At 68.6% G+C, this 21,091-nt stretch carries 20 protein-coding genes; 8 read left to right on the plus strand and 12 right to left on the minus strand.

Annotation, left to right across the window (positions count from 1 at the left end):
* Nucleotides 1-5: 5 nt before the first annotated feature.
* Nucleotides 6-1,436: an OprO/OprP family phosphate-selective porin gene (locus HHL28_RS11665; RefSeq protein ID WP_075773130.1), complete on the plus strand. Its 1,431-nt coding sequence runs from the start codon at nt 6-8 to the stop codon at nt 1,434-1,436.
* A 119-nt stretch (nt 1,437-1,555) separates the two neighbouring features.
* On the opposite strand, the gene HHL28_RS11670 is transcribed toward HHL28_RS11665, so the two are convergent.
* Both HHL28_RS11670 and HHL28_RS11675 read right to left on the minus strand, forming a co-directional pair.
* Nucleotides 1,556-2,296: a hypothetical protein gene (locus HHL28_RS11670; RefSeq protein ID WP_075773131.1), complete on the minus strand. Its 741-nt coding sequence runs from the start codon at nt 2,294-2,296 to the stop codon at nt 1,556-1,558.
* A gap of 57 nt (nt 2,297-2,353) precedes the next feature.
* Nucleotides 2,354-2,824, minus strand: a complete 471-nt coding sequence (locus HHL28_RS11675; protein ID WP_075773132.1) for a hypothetical protein — start codon at nt 2,822-2,824, stop codon at nt 2,354-2,356.
* Between the two features lie 179 nt (nt 2,825-3,003).
* Between HHL28_RS11675 and HHL28_RS11680 the strand changes: the two genes are divergently transcribed.
* Nucleotides 3,004-3,159, plus strand: a complete 156-nt coding sequence (locus HHL28_RS11680; RefSeq protein WP_169655153.1) for a hypothetical protein — start codon at nt 3,004-3,006, stop codon at nt 3,157-3,159.
* 71 nt (nt 3,160-3,230) lie between these two features.
* Here the strand turns inward: HHL28_RS11680 and HHL28_RS11685 are convergent, their stop codons facing one another.
* Together HHL28_RS11685 and phoU are read right to left on the minus strand one after the other, a co-directional pair.
* Entirely contained in the window at nt 3,231-3,593 is a 363-nt protein-coding gene (locus HHL28_RS11685) for a hypothetical protein (RefSeq protein WP_169655155.1), read from the minus strand.
* Nucleotides 3,594-3,737: 144 nt separating this feature from the next.
* Entirely contained in the window at nt 3,738-4,475 is a 738-nt protein-coding gene (phoU, locus tag HHL28_RS11690; RefSeq protein ID WP_075773134.1) for a phosphate signaling complex protein PhoU, read from the minus strand.
* Between the two features lie 114 nt (nt 4,476-4,589).
* Between phoU and HHL28_RS11695 the strand changes: the two genes are divergently transcribed.
* Complete coding sequence (locus HHL28_RS11695) at nt 4,590-5,888, plus strand: pentapeptide repeat-containing protein (RefSeq protein WP_075773142.1); 1,299 nt, start codon at nt 4,590-4,592, stop codon at nt 5,886-5,888.
* A 77-nt stretch (nt 5,889-5,965) separates the two neighbouring features.
* On the opposite strand, the gene HHL28_RS11700 is transcribed toward HHL28_RS11695, so the two are convergent.
* The 4 genes from HHL28_RS11700 to HHL28_RS11715 form a co-directional block, all read right to left on the minus strand.
* The gene (locus tag HHL28_RS11700; RefSeq protein ID WP_075773135.1) at nt 5,966-7,573 is read right to left on the minus strand and encodes a carboxyl transferase domain-containing protein; all 1,608 of its coding nucleotides are present in this window, start codon (nt 7,571-7,573) and stop codon (nt 5,966-5,968) included.
* A 345-nt stretch (nt 7,574-7,918) separates the two neighbouring features.
* A complete protein-coding gene (gene clpA / locus HHL28_RS11705) occupies nt 7,919-10,231 on the minus strand; it encodes an ATP-dependent Clp protease ATP-binding subunit ClpA (protein ID WP_075773136.1) in 2,313 nt (770 codons plus the stop codon).
* Between the two features lie 6 nt (nt 10,232-10,237).
* Entirely contained in the window at nt 10,238-10,564 is a 327-nt protein-coding gene (clpS, locus tag HHL28_RS11710) for an ATP-dependent Clp protease adapter ClpS (RefSeq protein ID WP_075773137.1), read from the minus strand.
* Nucleotides 10,565-10,996: 432 nt separating this feature from the next.
* Nucleotides 10,997-11,467, minus strand: coding sequence for a phasin family protein (locus tag HHL28_RS11715; RefSeq protein ID WP_083699546.1), 471 nt, complete (start codon nt 11,465-11,467; stop codon nt 10,997-10,999).
* A 367-nt stretch (nt 11,468-11,834) separates the two neighbouring features.
* Between HHL28_RS11715 and HHL28_RS11720 the strand changes: the two genes are divergently transcribed.
* From HHL28_RS11720 to HHL28_RS11730, 3 genes are all read left to right on the plus strand, one after another.
* On the plus strand, nt 11,835-12,569 hold the full coding sequence (locus tag HHL28_RS11720) for a peptidase (RefSeq protein WP_075773139.1): 735 nt from the start codon (nt 11,835-11,837) through the stop codon (nt 12,567-12,569).
* A gap of 193 nt (nt 12,570-12,762) precedes the next feature.
* Nucleotides 12,763-14,073, plus strand: coding sequence for a D-alanyl-D-alanine carboxypeptidase (locus HHL28_RS11725; protein WP_404325627.1), 1,311 nt, complete (start codon nt 12,763-12,765; stop codon nt 14,071-14,073).
* Nucleotides 14,074-14,210: 137 nt separating this feature from the next.
* The gene (locus HHL28_RS11730) at nt 14,211-15,281 is read left to right on the plus strand and encodes a CPBP family intramembrane glutamic endopeptidase (protein WP_169655157.1); all 1,071 of its coding nucleotides are present in this window, start codon (nt 14,211-14,213) and stop codon (nt 15,279-15,281) included.
* Here HHL28_RS11730 and HHL28_RS11735 read toward each other — a convergent pair.
* The 4 genes from HHL28_RS11735 to HHL28_RS11750 all read right to left on the minus strand — a co-directional run bounded on the left by HHL28_RS11735 (nt 15,167) and on the right by HHL28_RS11750 (nt 19,052).
* Nucleotides 15,167-16,531: a UDP-glucose dehydrogenase family protein gene (locus HHL28_RS11735; RefSeq protein WP_169655159.1), complete on the minus strand. Its 1,365-nt coding sequence runs from the start codon at nt 16,529-16,531 to the stop codon at nt 15,167-15,169. The two genes, HHL28_RS11730 and HHL28_RS11735, sit on opposite strands and share 115 nt — an antisense overlap.
* Nucleotides 16,532-16,594: 63 nt before the next feature.
* Nucleotides 16,595-17,470, minus strand: a complete 876-nt coding sequence (galU, locus tag HHL28_RS11740) for a UTP--glucose-1-phosphate uridylyltransferase GalU (RefSeq protein ID WP_169655161.1) — start codon at nt 17,468-17,470, stop codon at nt 16,595-16,597.
* A 136-nt stretch (nt 17,471-17,606) separates the two neighbouring features.
* The gene (locus HHL28_RS11745; protein WP_075769796.1) at nt 17,607-18,329 is read right to left on the minus strand and encodes a J domain-containing protein; all 723 of its coding nucleotides are present in this window, start codon (nt 18,327-18,329) and stop codon (nt 17,607-17,609) included.
* A 9-nt stretch (nt 18,330-18,338) separates the two neighbouring features.
* Nucleotides 18,339-19,052 carry a vWA domain-containing protein gene (locus HHL28_RS11750; protein ID WP_169655163.1) on the minus strand — a complete coding sequence of 238 codons (714 nt, stop codon included), beginning with the start codon at nt 19,050-19,052 and terminating at the stop codon, nt 18,339-18,341.
* Between the two features lie 363 nt (nt 19,053-19,415).
* On the opposite strand from HHL28_RS11750, the gene HHL28_RS11755 reads away from it, so the two are divergent.
* Nucleotides 19,416-20,060: a response regulator transcription factor gene (locus HHL28_RS11755; protein ID WP_075769794.1), complete on the plus strand. Its 645-nt coding sequence runs from the start codon at nt 19,416-19,418 to the stop codon at nt 20,058-20,060.
* Between the two features lie 27 nt (nt 20,061-20,087).
* On the plus strand, nt 20,088-21,005 hold the full coding sequence (locus tag HHL28_RS11760; RefSeq protein ID WP_075769817.1) for an SAM-dependent methyltransferase: 918 nt from the start codon (nt 20,088-20,090) through the stop codon (nt 21,003-21,005).
* Nucleotides 21,006-21,091 lie beyond the last annotated feature (86 nt).

The following is a 21,091-nucleotide window of genomic DNA, read 5'->3' on the forward strand; positions in this document are numbered from 1 at the left end:
GACTCATGACGTTCAAGACCACCCTGCTCGCCGGCACTGTCCTGGGTGTCGCGGCGCTGGTGTCCGCGCCGGCCCTGGCGCAGACCACCGCCCGCACGACCGCCCCGGCCGCGACCCCGTCCGCCCCGGCCGTGACCGCCGCCCAGGTGGACGCGCTGAACAAGCAGATCCAGGCCCTGCAGAGCCAGCTGGAGGGCCTGAAGGAGCAGGTCGGCAAGGACATCAAGGCCGTCGACAAGAAGGTGGCCGACGCCCCGACCGTGACCCTGGCCAATGGCCGCCCGCGCTTCCAGTCCGCCGACAAGGCCTTCGACGTGGCGATCCGTTCCCGCGTCCACCTGGACTACGGCTACTGGTTCGTCGACCAGGGCCTGACCACGGACCTGCCGGACGGCTTCAACTTCCGCCGCGTCTTCCTGGGCCTGAACGGCACCGTGTTCAAGGACTGGGGCTACGACGTCACCGTCGACTTCTCCGGCCGCGCCAACAGCTCCGGCCGCCTGCAGAACTTCGGCCTGTCCTACAACGGCATCAAGAACTGGGCGTTCGAGATCGGCGCCATCCAGCCGTCCTTCACCCTGATGGACAGCATCAGCTCCAACGACATCCCGTTCATCGAGCGCACCCAGACCAACAACCTGGCGGTCAGCATCGTGGCGAACGAGGCCCGCCTGTCCGCCGGCTTCCGCCACTGGGGTGAGCGGTACCGCGTCTCCGTCTACGCCACGGGCGACCAGGTCGGCACCGCGTCCCGCGACGACCAGGCCTCCATCATCGCCCGCGCCAGCGTGCTGGCCGCCACCGGCCCCACCTTTGACGTGCACCTGGGCACCTCCGGCGGCTACATGTACGAGGCGGGCGCCGACGCTGGCGTGCCGGCCCGCAACTACTCCCTGTCCGAGCGTCCCGAGACCCGCATCGGCGGCCTGGGCGGCAGCGGCCTGAACTTCAACACCGGCAGCATCAACACCGACGACTACGCGGTGTATGGCGGCGAGTTCGGCGCCACCTACCGCAGCTTCTGGACCATGGCCGAGTATTTCCGCCATGAGTTCAGCCAGCGTGGCGGCCTGCCCGACGTGGACTTCGACAGCTGGTACGTGGCCGCCGGCTGGCTGGTCACCGGCGAGCGCCGCCCCTACAACGTCGCCACCGGCGCCTTCGGCGCGCCGCGGGTGCAGTGGCCGTTCTCCACCACCAGCTACGGCCCCGGCGCCTTCGAGCTGGCCGCCCGCTACTCCGAGGCTGACCTGACCCGCGACGACGTCGCGAACGCCACCGAGGGCAAGCAGAAGATCTGGACCCTGGGCGTGAACTGGTACGCCAACGCGGCGATCCGCTTCATGGCCAACTACAACATCATCAAGATCGAGCGTCCGGTCCTGGTGGACACGGAGGCCGACGCCTTCACCATGCGCGCCCAGATCCAGTTCTGATCCGGAACGCCTGGACCTTGTGACGACCCCCGCCGGAGCGATCCGGCGGGGGTTTTCCTTTGTCCCGGCTTGTTCGCCCCCGGCCCGGGGCACGCTCTAACGGCCTCCGTGGAGACCCCTTACTTCACCACATAGGGCATGCCGGCCAGGTCATAGGCGATGGCCCGTTGTGGCACGTCGTTCAGGTTGGGCGCGCGCCGCGGGTCGGCCCCCTCATACAGGTCGATGTCCCAGCCGTTGATGTAGTACACGCCCGTGGTCCGGAAGGTGTAGAAGCCGCCCCGCTCCATGGACAGGGTCAGCACCAGTTCCGTGTCCGTCTCCAAAGGCCGATTCGCCGCGTAATCCAACCCCAGGCCGGCGGCGATGGCGGAGATGCCCCAGGGGAACCGGTCCATGAACACGCCAGCCACGCCGATGCCGCTGGCCAGCACGGTCAGCGGGCCGGGCGTGGTGTGGGATGCGACGCGGGTCGGGTCGGTGCGGACGATCTGCATGTCGATGCCAACCGCCACCACGTCGGGCCGGGGGTCCACCGCCACCAGATGCCCAAGGCCGACGAGCCGGGTCTCCACCGCGCTGGCGAAGGCCGTGCCGAAGGGGGAGGACGCGTTGCGCATCATGTAGACCTGGACGGGGACCTTCTTGCCGGTCTGGAACTCCAGGTGGGCGGAAATTGCCGAGGCCACATCGGTGGCGACCACCTGCCAATGGGCCGCGGACTGCAGCACCGGCTGCGGGCGGAGGGCCACCGGTACCGCCGGCGGGCGGCTGGAACAGGCGGACAGGCCGGCCAGGGCGGCGGCAAGCAGCAGGCCGGCGCGGGACAGGGCGGTGCGGGGGCGTGGGTGGCGGGTCATGGGGCGGCTTCCGGCGGGTCGCGGGGCTGCCGGAGCCGAAGCAACCCGCATGCCAGCCTACCGGTCGCGGGCGACGGTGGCGCCGATGATGCCGGCCACGCCGCCGCCGGGCCCGCCCAAGGGCAGGGACAGGGCCTCGATGTCATACAGGTCCCGGCCGGGGATGACGGAGGATTCCGAGGCGAAGCGCACCGGTGCCATATCCCGGCAGGTCAGGCGGAGGATGCTGATCACCCGCCCGACGAACGGGCTGCGCGCCAGGCTGGTGACGGGTTGACCGGTCGGGTCGATCCCATAGGTCCGGGCCGTCCCCTCCCCCATCATGACGCAGCGGAAATCCTCGCAAGGCCCCATCACCTCGAACTGCCAGAGCAGCCCGTGCAGCGGGTCCGTCTTCGGGATCGACAAGGAGGCGCCAAGGGGCAACCCAGGCCCTGCGGCCTGCCATATCAGGAACAGGCGACGAAGGGGCTCGGCGCGCAGCTCCGCTGGGCTGGTGACCGGGCCAAGGGTGAAGGCCGGTTCCACGATGTCCTCCCCTTGGTGGCATCCGTACGATGCGGCGACCACGTTTGTATTCAGCCTAGACGCGATCCGGGGGGACGGCAATGGCTTCCCGTCGGGGAACCCGGCCCCGCGCGCGGGGTTCACCTCCAGCCGGGCCATCCCTGGGGAAACGGGGTGCCACGCGACGGAGGGAGACAAGCATGGACGGAACCGAGCACCCGCCCGACCACGGCCACGCCGGCCACCAGGCCGGCCATGGTCCGGGCGAGGGCCTGCCTTGGGGCCCCCTGGTGGGAATCCTGATCGTGGTGGGGCTGTTCTTCTACAGCCTGTTCAGCATCATCCAATCGGGCTGAGGGCCGGCCTCAGCGCCGCAGCTGCTCGGCCGTCCGGGTCGCCTCGGCCACCTGCTCCGGCGGCAGGGCCTTCAGGGCGGAGACGAGGTCCGTCTCCTCCACCCGGCATTGGCGGGCGAAGACGTCCAGCAGGCGCTGGAACGCGGGCTGCCAGTGCCCATCCCCTGCGCTTCCCGCTCTGCCAGATCCACGGCCAGGGTCTCCACCTCCTGCTGCAGGTCGAGCGCTGCGGCCACCGGGTCGGGCCAGGCCTGGACGCTGCCCAGGCGCGGGTGGACCGCCGCGGCCATCATGTCGCCATGGGCGGTCCAGAGGCGGGCGAAGGCCTCCAGCCGGTTCCGCCTCTCCTCCGTCCCGGGTTCGGCGGCGTTGCCCACATCCTGCAACAGCGCGCCGCCGGCACGGTGGTCGTCCTCGATCCAGGTGATGATCATTCGGTTCCCCCTGTCTGCCTGCGGAACAGGGGGCGGGGGTGCCGGGTTCCGCCAGGCCCCAGGCGTGTTTACGCCGACCGTAACCACACGCCGGCGGAGTCTGCCCCGGCCGCCAGGCCGGGGGCGACTGAGGCAATCGAAAGCCTAGACCCGGTCCGTGCCCAGCACGGTGAAACTGGAATCGTCGCCCTTGTGCCGCTCCTCCTCTGGCAGGCGGCCCTGGATGCGGAAGACGATGGTCTCGGCGATGTTGGTGGCGTGGTCGCCGATGCGCTCCAGGTTCTTGGCCGCGAACAGCAGGTGCGTGCAGGCCGTGATCCGCTGGGGTGATTCCATCATGTAGGTCAGCAGTTCCCGGAACAGGGCGGTGTAGGCGCGGTCAACCTCCTCGTCCCGGTCGCGCACGGCGAGGGCCCCGGCGAGGTCGTCCGACTCGTAGACCTGGATGACGGACTTCAGCATGTCCGCCACGGTCCGGCCGATGGGGGCCAGGGAGCCGGTCAGCTCCACTGTCGGCAGGGATTGCAGGGCCAGGGAGCGTTTGGCCACGTTGGCCGCGAAGTCGCCGATGCGCTCCAGGTTGCTGGCGATGCGCAGGGCACCCACGATGTCGCGCAGGTCCCGTGCCATGGGCTGGCGCAGGGCCAGCAGGCGGATGGTCTGGTTCTCCACCTTCCGTTCCAGGGCGTCCAGCTCGGCATCCCGCTGCATGACGGCTTCCGCCGCCTCCACGTCCCGCCGGACCATGGCCTGGATGGAGTCGTCGATCTGCTGCACGGCCAGGGTCCCCATCTGCATGATCAGGGCATGCAGTTGCCGCAGCTCCACGTCATAGGCATTGACGATATGGCGCGTCGGCTGCGTCGTCTTCGCGTCGTCCACGTCGGTCCCCCAAAGTCAAATCCGTGTCGCGAAAGGTGCCATAACGGTCTAACACATCCTCCCGGCTTTGTGGCAGCCTATGGGTCCAACCCCTTGCACGGCCACGCCGGGATCATGACGCCCCACGAACTGATCGCGGTCATCGAGAAGCATGAGCGCTGGCTGAAGCGCCTGACCGGCGGCACGCGTGCCATGCTGGCGCTGGCCGAACTCCAGGGCATGTCCTTCACCGGCGCCAACCTGCAAAGCTGCAAGCTGTCCGGCGCCAACCTGACGGACGCGGACTTCACCGGCGCCAACCTGACCGGGGCCGACCTGTTCGCCGCCCGGCTGACCCGGGCCGTGCTGGTCAACACCAACCTGACCAATGCCGACCTGCGCGGCGCCCACCTGCGCGGTGCCCGGCTGAAATGCGCCATCCTGCGCGGGGCCGACCTGCGCGGCGGGGCCCTGCTGGACCGGCGCAACCCCAACACGCTGAAGATGGAGCCGTCGGACCTGCGCGGGGCGGAGATGGACGACGCCACCCTGTCCGACGCCAACCTGGCAGGCGCCGACCTCAGCGAGTGCAGCATGGTGGGGGCGGACTGCTCCGGCGCGCAGATGACCGGCGCGAACCTGAGCCGGGCCGTGCTGAAGAACACGAGCTTCAAGGGCTCGGACATGCGGGGCGTCAACCTGGCCAGTGCCAACCTGACCGGGGCGAACCTGCAAGGCTGCAACCTGACGGGCGCCGTGCTGTCCGGCGCCAACCTGCGCAACGCCGACCTTCAAGGCGCCAACCTGGACGGGGTGGACCTGACCGGGGTGGACCTGCTGGGGGCGAACTTCAGCCGGTCGGCGGAAACCTTCTCCGCCAGCATCCAGAAGCTGCTGGCCCAGCACCAGGCCTGGATCACCAGCAACGGCGCCAAGGGCGAACGGGCTGACCTGTCGGGCCAGGACCTGTCCCACATCGACTTGGCTGGCGCCAACCTGGGCGGGGCCAACCTGCGCGGGGTGAACCTGTCCGGCGCCAAGCTGCGGGACGCGTTGCTGGTGATGGCCGACCTGTCCAAGGCCAGCCTGCAATATGCCGACCTATCCGGCGCCACCCTGGACGGCGCGAACCTGCGCGAGGCCAACATGACCGGCATCAAGCTGGACGCGGCCAAGGTGGGATCGGTGGAGATCAAGGGCCCGGACGGGCGTCCCACCGGCCGGAAATGGCCGGCCAACCTGTCCGGCAGCCAGATGGGCAATGCCAGCCTGGTGCGGGCCTGGATGCGCGGCGCCAACCTGTCGGGCGCCGACCTGCGCGCCGCGGACCTGTCCAACGCCAACCTGACCGAGGCGAACCTGCGCGGCGCCAACCTGGAGGGCGCGATCACCACCGGTGCCGTGCTGCCGGTGGTGGATGAGGATGATGAGTGACGCCTGGCCACGTCCCTTCAGGACATGGCGCATTTAGGCCGCCAATCCTTAGCCAGCCCTGCCGAGTCCAGACCCGCTCACATCCGGAAGACGCCGAAGTTGGTCCGCGGCACCGGCGCGTTCAGGCTGGCGCTGAGGCCCAAAGCCAGCACCGTGCGGGTCTCCGCCGGGTCGATGATGCCGTCGTCCCACAGCCGGGCACTGGCATAGTAGGGATGGCCCTGGCGCTCATACTGGGCGCGGATGGGAGCCTTGAAGGCCTCCTCGTCCTCGGCGCTCCAGCCCTTGCCAGAGGCTTCCAGCCCGTCGCGGCGGACGGTGGCCAGCACGTTGGCCGCCTGCTCCCCGCCCATGACGCTGATCCGGGCGTTGGGCCACATCCAGAGGAACCGCGGTGAGTATGCCCGGCCGCACATGCCGTAGTTGCCGGCCCCGAAGCTGCCGCCGATCACCACGGTGAACTTGGGCACGGCGGCACAGGCCACCGCCGTCACCAGCTTGGCCCCGTCCTTGGCGATGCCGGCGTTCTCATACTTCCGGCCCACCATGAAGCCGGTGATGTTCTGCAGGAAGACCAGCGGGATGCCGCGCTGGCAGCACAGCTCCACGAAGTGGGCGCCCTTCAGCGCGCTCTCGCTGAACAGGATTCCGTTGTTGGCGATGATGCCCACGGGATAGCCCCAGATGCGGGCGAAGCCGCAGACCAGGGTGGTGCCGTAGTTGGCCTTGAACTCCTCCAGCTCCGACCCGTCCACGATGCGGGCGATCACCTCGCGCACATCGAAGGGCTTGCGGGTGTCGGCGGGAATGACGCCGTACAGCTCCGCCGGGTCAAACAGGGGCTCCCGCGGCTCGGCCACCGTCACCTGGGGCTGCTTCCGGCGGTTCAGGTTGCCGACGATTTGCCTGGCGATGGACAGGGCATGGCGGTCGTCCAGGGCGTAGTGGTCGGCCACGCCGGAGGTGCGGGTATGCACCTCCGCCCCGCCGAGGTCCTCAGCACTCACCACCTCGCCGGTGGCGGCTTTCACCAGGGGCGGGCCGCCCAGGAAGATGGTGCCCTGGCCTTTCACGATCACGCTCTCGTCCGCCATGGCCGGCACATAGGCGCCGCCCGCGGTGCAGGAGCCCATGACCACGGCCACCTGGGGGATGCCGGCGGCGCTCATGGTGGCTTGGTTGTAGAAGATGCGGCCGAAATGGTCGCGGTCGGGGAAGACCTCGTCCTGGTTCGGCAGGTTGGCCCCGCCGCTGTCCACCAGATAGACGCAGGGCAGGTTGTTCTCCCGCGCGATCTCCTGTGCCCGCAGGTGCTTCTTCACGGTCAGGGGGTAGTAGGTGCCGCCCTTCACCGTGGCGTCGTTGGCGACGACCACACATTCCTGGCCGGAGACGCGGCCGATGCCCGTCAGGATGCCGGCGGCCGGCACCTTGTCCTCATAAACCTCATGGGCGGCGAGCTGGCTGAACTCCAGGTAGGGGGTGCCGGGGTCCAGCAGGAAGCGCACACGGTCCCGGGGCAGCAGCTTGCCGCGGGCCAGGTGCTTTTCCCGCGCCTTCTCCCCGCCGCCCAGCTTGATGTCGGCGACGGTGGCCTTCAGGTCGGCCACCAGGGCCTCCATGGCGCGCACGTTGTCCGCGAAGGCGGCGTCGCGCGTGTCGATGGACGTGGTCAAGGCCGGCATGGTCACTCCCCTCCCCCTGGCCGGCGTGGCCCGCCGGTCCGTCTCTGGTCAGGGCGGGAGATTGCACAGGGCGGGGGGCGAGGGCAAGGACGGGAGGGGCATATCCACCCGGCCGAGTGCCAAGGAACATTCACGAACACGCACGAGACACACACAAACACGCACACAAGAAAGCTGACCACGGCTTCGCCTCACCCAGGTGGCGCCGCAGGCAACCCTTTTCTGTGAATGTTCGTGCGTGCATGGTGCGTGTTCGTGAATGTTCCTGGCACCCACGGCCAGCAAAAAAGGAAAAGGCCCCGGGTCACCCCGGGGCCTCCTTGGTCGTCAGGGGAGCGCGGCCACTCAGTCCGCGTCCACCATCTCTTCCACCGCCTCGTCCTTGTCGTCGCGGCGCTTGCCCTCGGCATACTCGAAGCCGAGCTTGTCCGCCGCCTCGTCCAGGGTGACCTTGACGGCGCCGCCCTTGGTGAGCTTGCCGAACAGCAGCTCCTCCGCCAGCGGCTTCTTGACGTGCTCCTGGATGGTGCGGGCCAGGGGGCGGGCGCCCATGACGGGGTCGTAGCCCTTCTTGGCCAGCCAGTCGCGGGCCGCGTCCGTCAGCTCGATGGTGACGCCGCGGTCGCTGAGCTGCGCCTCCAACTCCATCACGAACTTGTCCACCACGCGGGTCACCGTCTCCGGGGCCAAGTTCGCGAAGGCGATGATGGCGTCCAGGCGGTTCCTGAACTCCGGGGTGAACATCTTGTTGATGGCCTCGGAGTCCTCACCCACCCGCTGCTCACGGCCGAAGCCGATGGCCGGCTTGGCCATGTCGGCGGCGCCCGCATTGGTCGTCATGATCAGGATGACGTTGCGGAAGTCCACCGTCTTGCCGTTGTGGTCGGTCAGCTTGCCGTGGTCCATGACCTGCAACAGGATGTTGTACAGGTCCGGGTGCGCCTTCTCGATCTCGTCCAGCAGCAGCACGCAGTGCGGGTGCTGGTCGATGGCGTCGGTCAGCAGGCCGCCCTGGTCGAAGCCCACATAGCCCGGGGGCGCGCCGATCAGGCGGCTCACGGTATGGCGCTCCATGTACTCCGACATGTCGAAGCGGGTCAGCTCGATGCCCAGGGTGCGGGCGAGCTGCTTGGCCACCTCGGTCTTGCCCACGCCGGTGGGGCCGGAGAACAGGTAGTTGCCGATGGGCTTCTCCGCGTCGCGCAGGCCGGCACGGGCCAGCTTGATGGCGGCGACCAGGGTCTCGATGGCCTGGTTCTGGCCGAAGACCATGGTCTTCAAGTCGCGCTCCAGGTTCAGGAGCACTTCCTTGTCGTCACGGCTGACGGACTTCGGTGGGATGCGGGCGATCTTGGCGACCACGCCCTCCACGTCCTTCTGGGTGATGGTCTTCTTGCGCTTGCTGTCCGGCAGCAGGGCCTGGGCGGCGCCCACCTCGTCGATCACGTCGATGGCCTTGTCCGGCAGCTTGCGGTCGCCGATGTACTTGGCCGACAGCTCCACGGCCGAGCGCACCGCGTCCTTGGTGTACCGGACCTTGTGGTACTTCTCGTAGTAGGACTTGATGCCTTCCAGGATCTTGATCGCGTCCTCGATGGAGGGTTCGTTCACGTCGATCTTCTGGAAGCGGCGCACCAGCGCCCGGTCCTTCTCGAAGTAGTTCCGGTATTCCTTGTAGGTGGTGCTGCCGATGCAGCGCAGCGAGCCGCTGGCCAACGCCGGCTTCAGCAGGTTGCTGGCGTCCATGGCGCCGCCGGAGGTGGCCCCGGCGCCGATCACGGTGTGGATCTCGTCGATGAACAGGATGGAGCCGTCCAGGGCCTCCAGCTCCGACACCACGCTCTTCAGCCGCTCCTCGAAGTCGCCGCGGTAGCGGGTGCCCGCCAGCAGCGAACCCATGTCGAGGGCATAGATGGTGGCGTTCTTCAGGATCTCCGGCACCTCGCCATGGACGATCCGGCGGGCCAGCCCCTCGGCGATGGCGGTCTTGCCCACGCCGGGGTCGCCCACATAGAGCGGGTTGTTCTTGGAGCGGCGGCACAGGATCTGGATGGTGCGTTCCACCTCCTGCTCCCGGCCGATCAGCGGGTCGATCTTCCCGCTGGCCGCCTTCTTGTTCAGGTTGACGCAGTACGCCTCAAGGGCCTCGGTGCCTTTCTTCACGACCTTCTCCGCCTGGGCGTCGTCGTCGGCTCCGGAAACCCGCTTCGTCTCGGTACGTCCGGGAGCCTTGGCGATGCCGTGAGAAATGTAGTTCACCGCGTCGAACCGGGTCATCTCCTGCTCCTGCAGGAAATAGACGGCATGGCTCTCGCGTTCGGAGAACAAGGCAACCAGCACGTTGGCTCCCGTCACCTCTTCACGGCCCGAACTTTGTACGTGGATGGCCGCCCGCTGCAGGACGCGCTGGAATCCCGCAGTCGGTTTGGCATCGTCGGGCCGGTTGGTGATCAGGTTGGAAAGCTCGTTGTCGAGGTACTCGACAAGCTCGGCGCGGAGCTTCTGCATGTCCACGCCGCAGGCGCGCAGGACGGCGACGGCGTCCTGGTCATCCGTGAGGGCGAGCAGCAGGTGCTCAAGGGTAGCGTACTCGTGGCGTCGCTCGTTGGCGTTGGCAAGGGCCCGGTGGAGCGTCTGCTCGAGGTTACGCGAGAGCATTCGGGGCTAATCCTTCTCCAGGGTACATTGCAAAGGATGCTGGTGCTGCCGGGCGAAGTCCATGACCTGCGTCACCTTGGTCTCCGCCACCTCATAGGTGAAGACCCCGCAGACCCCGACCCCCCGGCGGTGCACATGCAACATGATGCGCGTCGCCTCTTCGCGGTTCTTGTTGAAGAAGCGCTCCAGGACGTGAACGACGAACTCCATGGGGGTGTAGTCGTCATTCAACATCAACACTTTGTACATCGAGGGCTTCTTCGTCTTCGGCTTGGCCTGTACGACCACGCCCGTCGAATTGCCCTCGTCCCCGTTCTTGTCGTCGTCGGCCATGTCTGTTCAGGAAGCCATCACGCGGGTCCGCATCCCTCGATCATATGAAATCCGGAGGCCCGGTTGGAAGGGGCCATATTCACGTCCCAAGGAGAACACGGCTCCGTCACGCAAGTCACGCGCCCGGCCGGGATGCCACCGGGGTTACCGCCCCTGACGGCCGCCTTCCCGCCCCTCCCCAGATAAGGAGAGATAAGGCCGCCAAGGGCTTGTGGAAGGCCTTGCGCGCCAGCCGGAAAAGAAAAAAGACCCGGCAGCCCTGGGGCCACCGGGTCCTTCCATCATACGGGCCCCGACCAAGGTCGGGGTCGGGCCGGAAACCTTTCCCGGCCCCGATACCCTGACCCGTCAGGGTTCCGGGCTTCGGCGGCATGGGCCGCCGCCGCGCCGGTCGGCGCGGATGCCGAGGGTCAAGGCTTTCGCCCCTCGGCATCAGGCCGCGAGCTTCACCTTGGACAGCTTCTCCACGGTGGCGTTGACCCGGGCCGTCAGCGGCTCCGCGGCCTCGTTGGCCACCTTCACGGTCATCTCGGAGACCTTGGTGGTCTCGGCGACCAGGGCGTCGAAGCTGCTGCGGGCATACTCGGTCTGCAGGTCCACCAGCTCCTTCAGCGTCTTCACGCCGATGGCGGCCTTCGCGACGGAGACGGACTGCTCCAGCTGGGACTGGGTGAAGGCGATCACGGACTTGGACAGCGCTTCGAAGCCCTTGGCGAGGATGTTGGAGGAGGCGAGGACGGCGTCCACCGTCTCCTTCTGCAGGCCGGCCAGCTCGTCATAGGCGGTGAAGACCTGCTTGGACACCTTCTCCACCTGCTCCTTGGTGTAGGCGACGGCCTGCTCCACGTTCTTCGTGGCGGCGTCCTGGGCGGCGGTGACGGTGGCCTCGATGGTGTCCTTCACGTCGGCGGGGACAGTCTCGACCTTGGGGCCTTGGGGGTACGGGGCGCGGTGGCCATGGGTAGTCTCCTTCAGGGTTGCGCGCGATGGGTGCCGGCCTGCACAAAGCAGCCCCGGCACCGGGTGCCGCTCTGTCCGGTCAACCTGTCGGCCGCCCGGAGCCTTATGCTGCGGTGCAGCATGTGCCGTTTATATCGGCACGGTACGGGACAGGTCAAGGGATTTTTGTGCACTGCACAACGACGAAATCGCAACCGTTCGCCGCCCGCATGGCTACCGATCCTTAGGATTTCTGCCGCTTTACGTTGGCCGGGACGCGTGCCACGATGCGCGCCCTTCCCCCACCCCCTGCCCCGCGCGGACCCCCAGGATGACCTACTGTCTCGGCATCAAGATCAAGGACGGGCTGATCGGCTTGTCCGACGGCCGCATCACGGCCGGGACACAGGTTTCCGTGGCCCGCAAGGTGACCATGGTGGGGGACAAGGCCGACCGTCTGTTCATCATGACGTCAGGCCTGCGCAGCGTACGCGACAAGACCCTGGCCTATCTGCGCCGCGACATGGCGCGGGCCGGGGCCGCGCCGGGGACAGTGCCCTTCGCCACGATGCTGGAGGCGGTGGGCGCCTTCACCAAGTGCCTGCGCGCCGTGGCGGCAGAGGACAAGGAGGCGCTGGAAGCGTCCAACCTGCCCTTCAACCTGCACGCCATCCTGGGCGGCCGGCTGGCGGAGGACCGGGAGCCGACCATGTTCCTGGTCTACCCGGAGGGCAACTGGATCGAGGTGGATGAGCGCACGCCCTACCTGTCCATCGGCTCCACCGCCTATGGCAAGCCCATCCTGGACCGGGCGCTGAAGCCCCACACACCCATGGCGACAGCCCTGAAGATCGCGTACCTGTCCTTCGACAGCAGCCGCTATTCCTCCTCCGACGTGGGCTATCCCATCGACCTGATCACCTACCGCCAGGCCGACCAGCAATGGCGGGAAGCCCAGTTCGACTATGACGACCTGGTGGAGCAGCGGCAGTGGTGGAACCGCCACATCACCGACCTGGCAACCCGCCTGCCCGACGGGCCCTGGGTGGGCAAGCTGCTGGGGTGAGTTCCCGCCGACCCGACTTCCTTGTCACAGCCTGCCCCGGTTGCCCCTGGCTATAACCCCTTCGGCTAGGACGGCGAAGCCACAGGCCCGTCGTGTAGTCAACAGATTAACGAATCTGCGCTAGACACTGATTCCGTTCGCATTTACGCTGACAAGCAGCAGCCGGGGCAAGGCTGATTCCAGGGGGCATCTCATGATGGTGGGCACGCGGGGCATCCGACCGGTGGGGGTAGCGACGCGCCGCACGCGGAAGGTCTTCGCACTTTTGGGGTTGCTGGCGCTGGCGATGGCCGCCCCGGCCAGCGCCCTTGCCAAGTACGCCTCCATCGTCATCGACGCGGAGACGGGGCAGGTCCTGCATGCCGCCGGCGCGGACACCCGGAACTTCCCGGCGTCGCTGACCAAGATGATGACCTTGTACATGGCCTTCGACGCCATCGAGAAGGGTCGCCTGAAGCTGGACCAGCGCATCCCCGTGTCCGCCCACGCCGCCGGGCAGGCGCCGTCCAAGCTGGGCCTCCGCGCGGGCTCCACGGTGAAGCTGGAGGACTGCATCCTGGGCATGGCGGTGAAGTCCGCCAACGACTGCGCGGCAGCGGTGGGGGAGGCGATCGGCGGGACGGAGGCCAACTTCGCCCGCATGATGACCGAGCGTGCCCGCCAGCTCGGCATGACCCGCACCACCTTCCGCAACGCCTCCGGCCTGCCCAACGCCGGCCAGCTTTCCACGGCCCGCGACATGGCGCGGCTGTCCCAGGCGCTGATCTACGACCACGCCAAATATTACCACTACTTCGGTGAGCGCAGCTTCGAGTTCAGCGGCGTGACCGTGGCCGGGCACAACCGGCTGATGTACCGCTATCCCGGCATGGACGGGCTGAAGACGGGCTTCATCCGGGCCTCCGGCTTCAATCTGGCGTCCTCCGCGGTGCGTGATGGCCGTCGCCTGATTGGCGTCGTGTTCGGCGGCCAGACCGCCGGCTGGCGTGACAACCACATGGCCGGCTTGCTGGACGAGGCCTTCGCCGGCCGCAGCACGCCCGTCCTGGTGGCCTCCGCCGACCGGGCCCGGTCGCCCAAGGCCAACCAGCGCAACCGCCCGGTGGAGCGTGATGACGAGGACGTCGCGCCGAAGGTGGTCGCCGCTGCCGCCAAGGCCGCCGGCAGCATCGCGTCTGGCGCCGGCGAGCTGGTGCTGCCCCGCACCGCCGTCGCCGCCCCCATGGCTGCGGTCCCCAAGGGCCGTCCCAGCGGCTGGGGCATCCAGGTGGGCGCGTTCAACGACCGTGCCGCCGGCCAGCGCGCCGTCTCGGCCGCCACGCAGCGGGCCGGCTCGCTGCTGGACAAGGCGATCCCCCACGTGCTGGAGGTCTCCACCGCCAAGGGCCCCATCTACCGCGCCCGCCTGATGGGCATGGATGAGAAGACCGCCCGCCAAGCCTGTTCGCGGCTGGCCAAGACCGGTCATGGCTGCCTGACGGTGCCGCCCCAGGCAGGGCTCTGAACCCCTACCCCGTCGTGGAATGATGGAGGGCGCCCGGCAGGTCCGGGCGCCCTTTCCATTTGGGCTGATGCACCGGCCTTGCGCGGCCATGCCCCATGTGGGAGGGCTTGGGGGCAGCCGAGCCAGCATGGATGCCCATGGCCCCCCGACCGGACTCCCCGCCCTGCCTGACCCTCTGGGACCTTGGCCTGACGCGGCAGGAGGCCCGTCGCCATTATGTCGGGGGCATCATCGCGCTGGTGGTCGGCATCCTGATGGTCGCCCCACTGGCATTCATGGTGATGATGGGTGTCGCTTTCCTGGCGGATGCCTTGGGAGGTCCATCGGCGCGACAGGTCGTCGAGGGGCTGGCCATCTTCCCAGTGGTCGGGTCGGCGATCATTCCCATGGCCGTGGTGGTCAGGGCCGTGCACGGCCGAACGGCCGCCAGCCTTGTCAATGCCACCGGCCGGGTAAGCTGGGCCCTGCTGGCCCGGGGTGCGGGGTTGTGGGCCGGGGTGCTCCTGCCCCTGGTGGCGCTGGGCTTCGCCTCGGGGGAGATGTCTCTCTCTCCTGACTGGCCCAGGGTCCTGCTGGTGGCGTCCATCGGGTTGCCTCTGGTGCTGGCCCAGGTGACGGCGGAGGAGATGCTCTGCCGCGGCTACCTGGCCCAGGCCTGTGCCCGCCTCACGGGGTCACCGGTCACCACCGTCCTGGTGACGACACTCGTCTTCACGGCCTTGCATGAGGGAAACCAAGCCAGCGATCCCTGGGGCCTACGGGTCCAGATCGCGGCCATGGGCCTTTTCCTGGCCCTGGTCACCTGGAAGGCAGGGCGGCTGGAGCCGGCGGTCGGCATCCACCTTGCCCAGAACATGCTGGCTGTCTTCGTCCTGGGCGCGGGTGGCGAAGCCATCCCCAACCTGGCGGGAAGGTCCGAACTGGCGGTGTTGCCGGACGATCCCGCGGCGATCCTGGGCAACTTGGCGGCATTCTGCCTGCCCGCGGGGTCTTCCTGTACCTGGGCTTCGGGAAGGGTTGGCTGGGCATGGAAAAAGGGCGGCCGGATCGCCCGGCCGCCCTGCGTTAGGTCACTGCGTCCAACAGGTGCCGGTCAGGCCTGCACCGGCTCCCGCACCTGGACCGGCGCCGCCGGCTTGCCCAGGCGTGAGCACCGGCCGACGCAGGAGTACTCGAGGCCGGCCATCTCCGCGGCCTCCGGGTCATAGACGTTGCGCAAATCCACCAGCACGGGCGCGCGCAGCAGCTTGGCGACCCGGCGCAGGTCCAGGGCGCGGAACTCGTTCCATTCCGTCAGCACCAGGGCGCAGTCCGCCCCCTCCAGCGCGGCATAGGCGTCCTTGGCCCATTCCACGCCCGGCAGCAGCCTCTCCGCCTCGTGCATGCCCGCCGGGTCATAGGCCGACACCGTGGCCCCCGCCGCCTGCAGGGCGGGCACGATGTCCAGCGCCGGCGCGTCGCGCATGTCGTCCGTGTTCGGCTTGAACGTCACGCCCAGCACGCCCACCCGCTTGCCGGCCACCGACCCGCCGCACGCCGCCACGACCCGCTCCGCCATGGCCTTCTTGCGCCTGTCGTTCACGTCCACCACCGCCTCGATGATCCGCAGCGGCGCCCCGAAGTCCTGCGCCGTCTTCACCAGGGCCAGCGTGTCCTTGGGGAAGCACGACCCGCCGTAGCCCGGGCCCGGGTGCAGGAACTTCTTGCCGATGCGCCCGTCCAGCCCGATGCCCTTGGCCACGTCGTGCACGTCGGCGCCCACCCGCTCGCACAGGTCCGCGATCTCGTTGATGAAGGTGATCTTCGCCGCCAGGAACGTGTTCGCCGCGTACTTGGTCAGCTCCGACGTCTCCAGGCTGGTCATCACCATCGGCGTCTCGATCAGGAACAGCGGCCGGTACAGACCCCGCATCACCGCCCGCGCCCGGTCGGAGTCCGTGCCGATCACCACCCGGTCGGGCCGCATGAAGTCCTCGATGGCCGAGCCCTCGCGCAGGAACTCCGGGTTGGAGCACACGTCGAAGTCCAGCTCCGGCCGCGCCTTGCGCACGATCCGCGCCACCTCGCGCCCCGTGCCCACCGGCACCGTGCTCTTGGTCACGATCACCGTGTAGCGCGCCGGGTCCAGCGCCAGCGCCACCTCCTCGGCGGCGGCGTACACGTAGCTCAGGTCCGCGTGCCCGTCGCCCCGGCGGGTCGGCGTGCCCACGGCGATGAACACCGCGTCCACCCCCCGCACCGCCTCGGCCAGGTCGGTGGTGAAGCTCAGCCGGCCCGCCCGGGTGTTCTTCGCCACCAGGTCGTCCAGGCCCGGCTCGTAGATCGGGATCTCCCCGCGCCTGAGCCGCTCGATCTTGCCGGCGTCCTTGTCGACGCAGCAGACCTCGACACCGAACTCCGAGAAGCACGCCCCGGACACCAGCCCGACGTACCCCGTACCGATCACGGCGATCCGCATGGTACCAACCCCCTTCAGGAAACCCTTGGCGCGGGCGTCGGCGCTGCCGCGCCCGCGCGGTTGTCAGATCATGTCCTTGAGCGCGGCCCTGACCTTGTCGGCCATGTCGGGCCGGTCGAGGGCGTAGGCGACGTTGGCCAGCACGAAGCCGAGCTTGTCGCCGCAGTCGAAGCGCTTGCCCTCGAAGCGGAAGCCGTGGAAGGGCTGGCGGCCCACCAGCCTGGCCATGGCGTCGGTGAGCTGGATCTCGCCCCCGGCGCCCTTCTCGAAGGCCGCCAGGTGCTCGAACACCTCCGGCTGCAGGATGTAGCGGCCCTGGATGGAGAGCGTGGACGGCGCCTCGGCCGGCTTGGGCTTCTCCACCAGCCCGCGCACCTCCACCAGGCGGCCGTCGGCGCTGGCGGCCCCGGTGTCCAGGATGCCGTACTTGTCGGTCTGCTCGCGCGGCACCTCGAACACGCTCAGCAGGTTGCCGCCCACCTGTTCATAGGCTTCAACCATCTGCGCCAGGCACGGCGTGGGCGCCAGCACCTGCTCGTCGGGCAGCAGCACGGCGAAGGGCTCCCCGCCCACGAACTCGCGCGCGCACCACACCGCGTGGCCCAGCCCCAGCGGCTGGGCCTGGCGCACGTAGGTCAGCTGCCCGCTCTCCACCCGCGCCCGCGCCAGCAGGTCCAGCATGTCCTGCTTGCCGCGCCGGCGCAGCGTCTCCTCCAGCTCCGGCGACAGGTCGAAGTGGTCCTCCAGCGCCCCCTTGCCCCGGCTGGTCACGAAGCAGAACTGCTCGATCCCCGCCGCCCGCGCCTCGTCCACCGCGTGCTGGATCAGCGGCCGGTCCGCCAAAGGCAGCATCTCCTTCGGGATCGCCTTCGTCGCAGGCAGGAAACGCGTCCCCAATCCCGCAACCGGGAACACAGCCTTGCGTACCTTCCTTGCCATCACGTCCCCTGGAACCATGGAAACAGGCGCCATCCGGCCACCCCTTGCCACCTTGGCGAGTCGGGGTCCCGGCGTTGTGCCATGCGGTAAACGGGCTGACAACCTGTCCGGATCGGCCTTTCCCGGGGGCTTTCGGTCAGGGGCGGCGCCCCCGTTTTAGGAGGACATCCTTCGCTTGGTTGATCTGGGCGGCGATATAGGTAGACCCGCCCTGATCCGGATGGTTGCGCAGCATCAACCGCTTGTGGGCCTCGCGCACCTCCGTCTCAGCCGCCCCGGCCGAGAGGCCGAGGATCTCCAGCGCCTCCTCCTCCGTCATGCCGGGGGCCCGGCTGCCGCCCGGCTGGGACGATCCGCCGCTGTCGCCGTCCACCCCGTCGCGCCAATCCGGGTGGGTGCGGTCCAGGTAGCTTTCCAGCAGGCGCACGGCCTGGGGATCCTCCCGCGACATCATGTGCAGCAGCGCCATGAGCTGGGGCCGGTCCAGGGATGACAGCCGGCGGTCCTTGAATCCGCCCCGCAGCACCTCCCCGTCCATGGTGCCGCTATCGTGGTCCAGCCACATGCGCAGCCAGCCCGTCTCCACGTCCGAGCGCTGGCCGGGCGTGGGCCCCGCCGCGGCCTTGAACCGCCCGGCCAGCCGCCGCCATTGGATGATGAAGGGTAAGGCGAAGGGCAGCAGGCCCAGCACGGCCCCGGCCCGCCCCGTAACCACCAGGAACAGCGCGCCCGCCGCGAGAAGGCCGATCCCTGCCCGCTTCAACCAGACGGCCAGCGTGCGGGGATCGGCGGTGGCGAACAGGCGTGCCAAACCGTACAGGCCCGCCAGGATGACGATGCCAAGGGCCAGATACTGCAAGGCGCCCCCTCAGCCCAACTGGTGGGTCAGGCGGAGCACCTCCGCCGACCGGCCCTTGCCCCAGTGCTGCAACGCCTTCCGCCCGCCGGCGGCAAAGACCGCCACGGCCGACAGCAGGTCCTTCAGGGTCTGGGCGCTGGAGGCGTCGAATGGGCACCAGGCGCCGCGGGACAGCTTGGCCACTTGCTGGAAGACGGTGCGCGCCACCGGGTCCTGCCCTTCCTGGAACATGAAGACGGGGACGCCCAGCAGCCCCAGCTCCCCGCGCAGGTGGCAGATGGGGTCCGGGTCCTCCTCACAGGCGTCGCCGACGAAGACCACCGCGTTGACCGGTTTGGCCCGCCCTTCCTTCAAGGCATGGGAAAGCACCCGGTAAATCTGGGTCTGGCCGCCCAGGCAGGTGACGCCGGTCATGCGCCGGATCATGTCGGCCGGGTCGCTGATCCAGGGCGTGGTCTTGCATTCCCGGAAACCCCGGTAGAAGACGAGTTGCACCTCCAACCCGCCCACCCCGGCCGCGGCGGAGAACATGTCGGCCTGGAGATGGCTGGCGCGGTCCCAGGTGGGTTGGCGGCTGGCGGTGGCGTCCAGGGCGAACAGCAGCTGCCCGCGCTGCCCGGCCGCCTTGCCCTGGGGCATGGCGGCAACCCTGGACAGGAAGGCGTCCACCGCGGAGTCATCCGGTCTGGCCGGTGCCGGCGTGCGTCGGTCGGGGTCGGTCATTGGCAATCCCGGTTTGCATGGCCCCTCACCGAGAAGATAAGCATAGGGGGCGGCCTGATCCAGGTTGCGGCGCATGGAAGCCCGGGCGGTTAAGCCCGGGATGATAGATCGGATAGGGATGCGCCCCGTCCGGACAGGGCAAAACCGGGGCGAACGGACCGGATGGGCACAGGACGGAAGGCTCGGCTTAGGCAAGCACGGAAAGAATTCTTTTTAGGTAGGAGAAGCTGATGACAGACAGGGGCGAACTTTTGTACTAGTAAGGCGTTATTCACGTAGATGCCTGAACCCTTTACCACTTTAGGCATATCGGCATCACCCTGGTGGCTAGGCCGGCCATTGACTCGGGTTGTAGGACGGGCGATGAACATCCTAATTGGCGATGACCACCTGCTGTTTCGCGAAGGGCTCTGCCGGCTGCTGATGCAGTTGGATGAGAACGCCAAGTTCTTCGAGGCGGGTACCTTCGACGAAGCCCTGGAGCTGTGCCAGGGCGACCAGGAATTCGACCTGATCCTGATGGACCTGCAGATGCCGGGCTGGCCCGGCTTCAGCGGCATCCAGCAGATCTGCGAGCTGCAGGCGGGCACCCCGCTGGTCATCGTCTCCGCCTCGGAGTCGCAGAGCGACGTGCGCGCGGCCCTGGATGCCGGCGCTTCGGGCTACATCCCCAAATCCTCCAGCGTGAAGATCATGCTGAGCGCCCTGAACCTGGTGTTTTCCGGCGGCATCTATGTGCCGCCCGCGGCCATCCAGGGCGAGTCGGCCAGCGCTTCCGGCGGCGGGGGCGGCGGCGCCCAGTCCGGCGGCCCGTCCATGCCGGCCCTGACCCAGCGCCAGCGCGACGTGCTGCGCTGCCTGCGGGAAGGCAAGTCCAACAAGCAGATCGCTTATGAGCTGGGCCTGTCCGAGGGCACGGTGAAGATCCACGTGACCGCGGTCATGCGGTCGCTGGGCGTGCGCAACCGGACCCAGGCCGTCATCGCTTCTACCGACATGCTGCCCTGAGCACCCGTGGACAACCCGGCTGATCCCGTGGCCCCGGTCGGCACCCCGACCGGGGCCACCGCCTATCTGGCCCCCGACGGCTTCCTGGAACCCCTGTTGCAGGAACTGGGGGAGGTGCGCGGCGTGCACGGCCGGCTGGTGCTGGCCGACGGCCCAGCGCGGCCCGCGGCCTGGGCGCAGAACGTCTGGTACGATCCGGTCACCATCCCCGTCCCCTCCATCAAGCAGGGGGCGAAGGCGCTGCGCTCCATCCAGCGCAACTGGGCCCCTTACGCGGTGGCCCATCACCGGCGCACCCAGCTGATCCAGGACAACCTGCCCCATGTCTCGGCCAAGCCGGTGGTGTTCTTCACCCCGCCGCCGACAGCGCCGCTGGGATCATGGATGCTGCTGGACGAGAACACGATCCTGGCCGCCCCGCGCTGCTCCAGCCCCTTCGTGAACGGGGAGGTGCCGTTCGTGGAGGACAAGTCCACCCCGCCCAACCGCGCCTACCTGAAGCTGTGGGAAGCCTTCACCCTGATCGGCCACACGCCGGAACCGGGGGAGCTGTGCCTGGACCTCGGCGCCAGCCCAGGCGGCTGGACCTGGGTGTTGCAGACCTGCGGCGCCCGGGTGGTGGCGGTGGACAAGGCGCCGCTGGACCCGAGGATCGCGGCCCTGCCCAAGGTCACGCAGCGACAGGAAAGCGCCTTCGGCCTGGATCCCAAGGCCTTGGGCCCGGTGGACTGGCTTTGCTGCGACGTGATCTGCTACCCCGCGCGCCTGCTGTCCATGGTGCGCCGCTGGCTGGAGGCCGGCACCGCGCGCAACTTCGTCTGCACCCTGAAGTTCCAGGCGGAGACGGACCATGAGACCGCGCGCGCCTTCGCCGCCATCCCCGGCTCCCGCTTGGTCCACCTGTCCCAGAACAAGCATGAGCTGACCTGGATGCTGGTCAGGTAACCAGCGGCCTCCCCCCACCGCCAGCTCGATGGCCGGGCGCATGGCAAGGGTGGCGGTGCGGCCCAGCTCGATCAGCTCCGCGGCCC

Source organism: Aerophototrophica crusticola (genome assembly GCF_012913305.1).
Lineage (GTDB): Bacteria > Pseudomonadota > Alphaproteobacteria > Azospirillales > Azospirillaceae > Niveispirillum > Niveispirillum crusticola.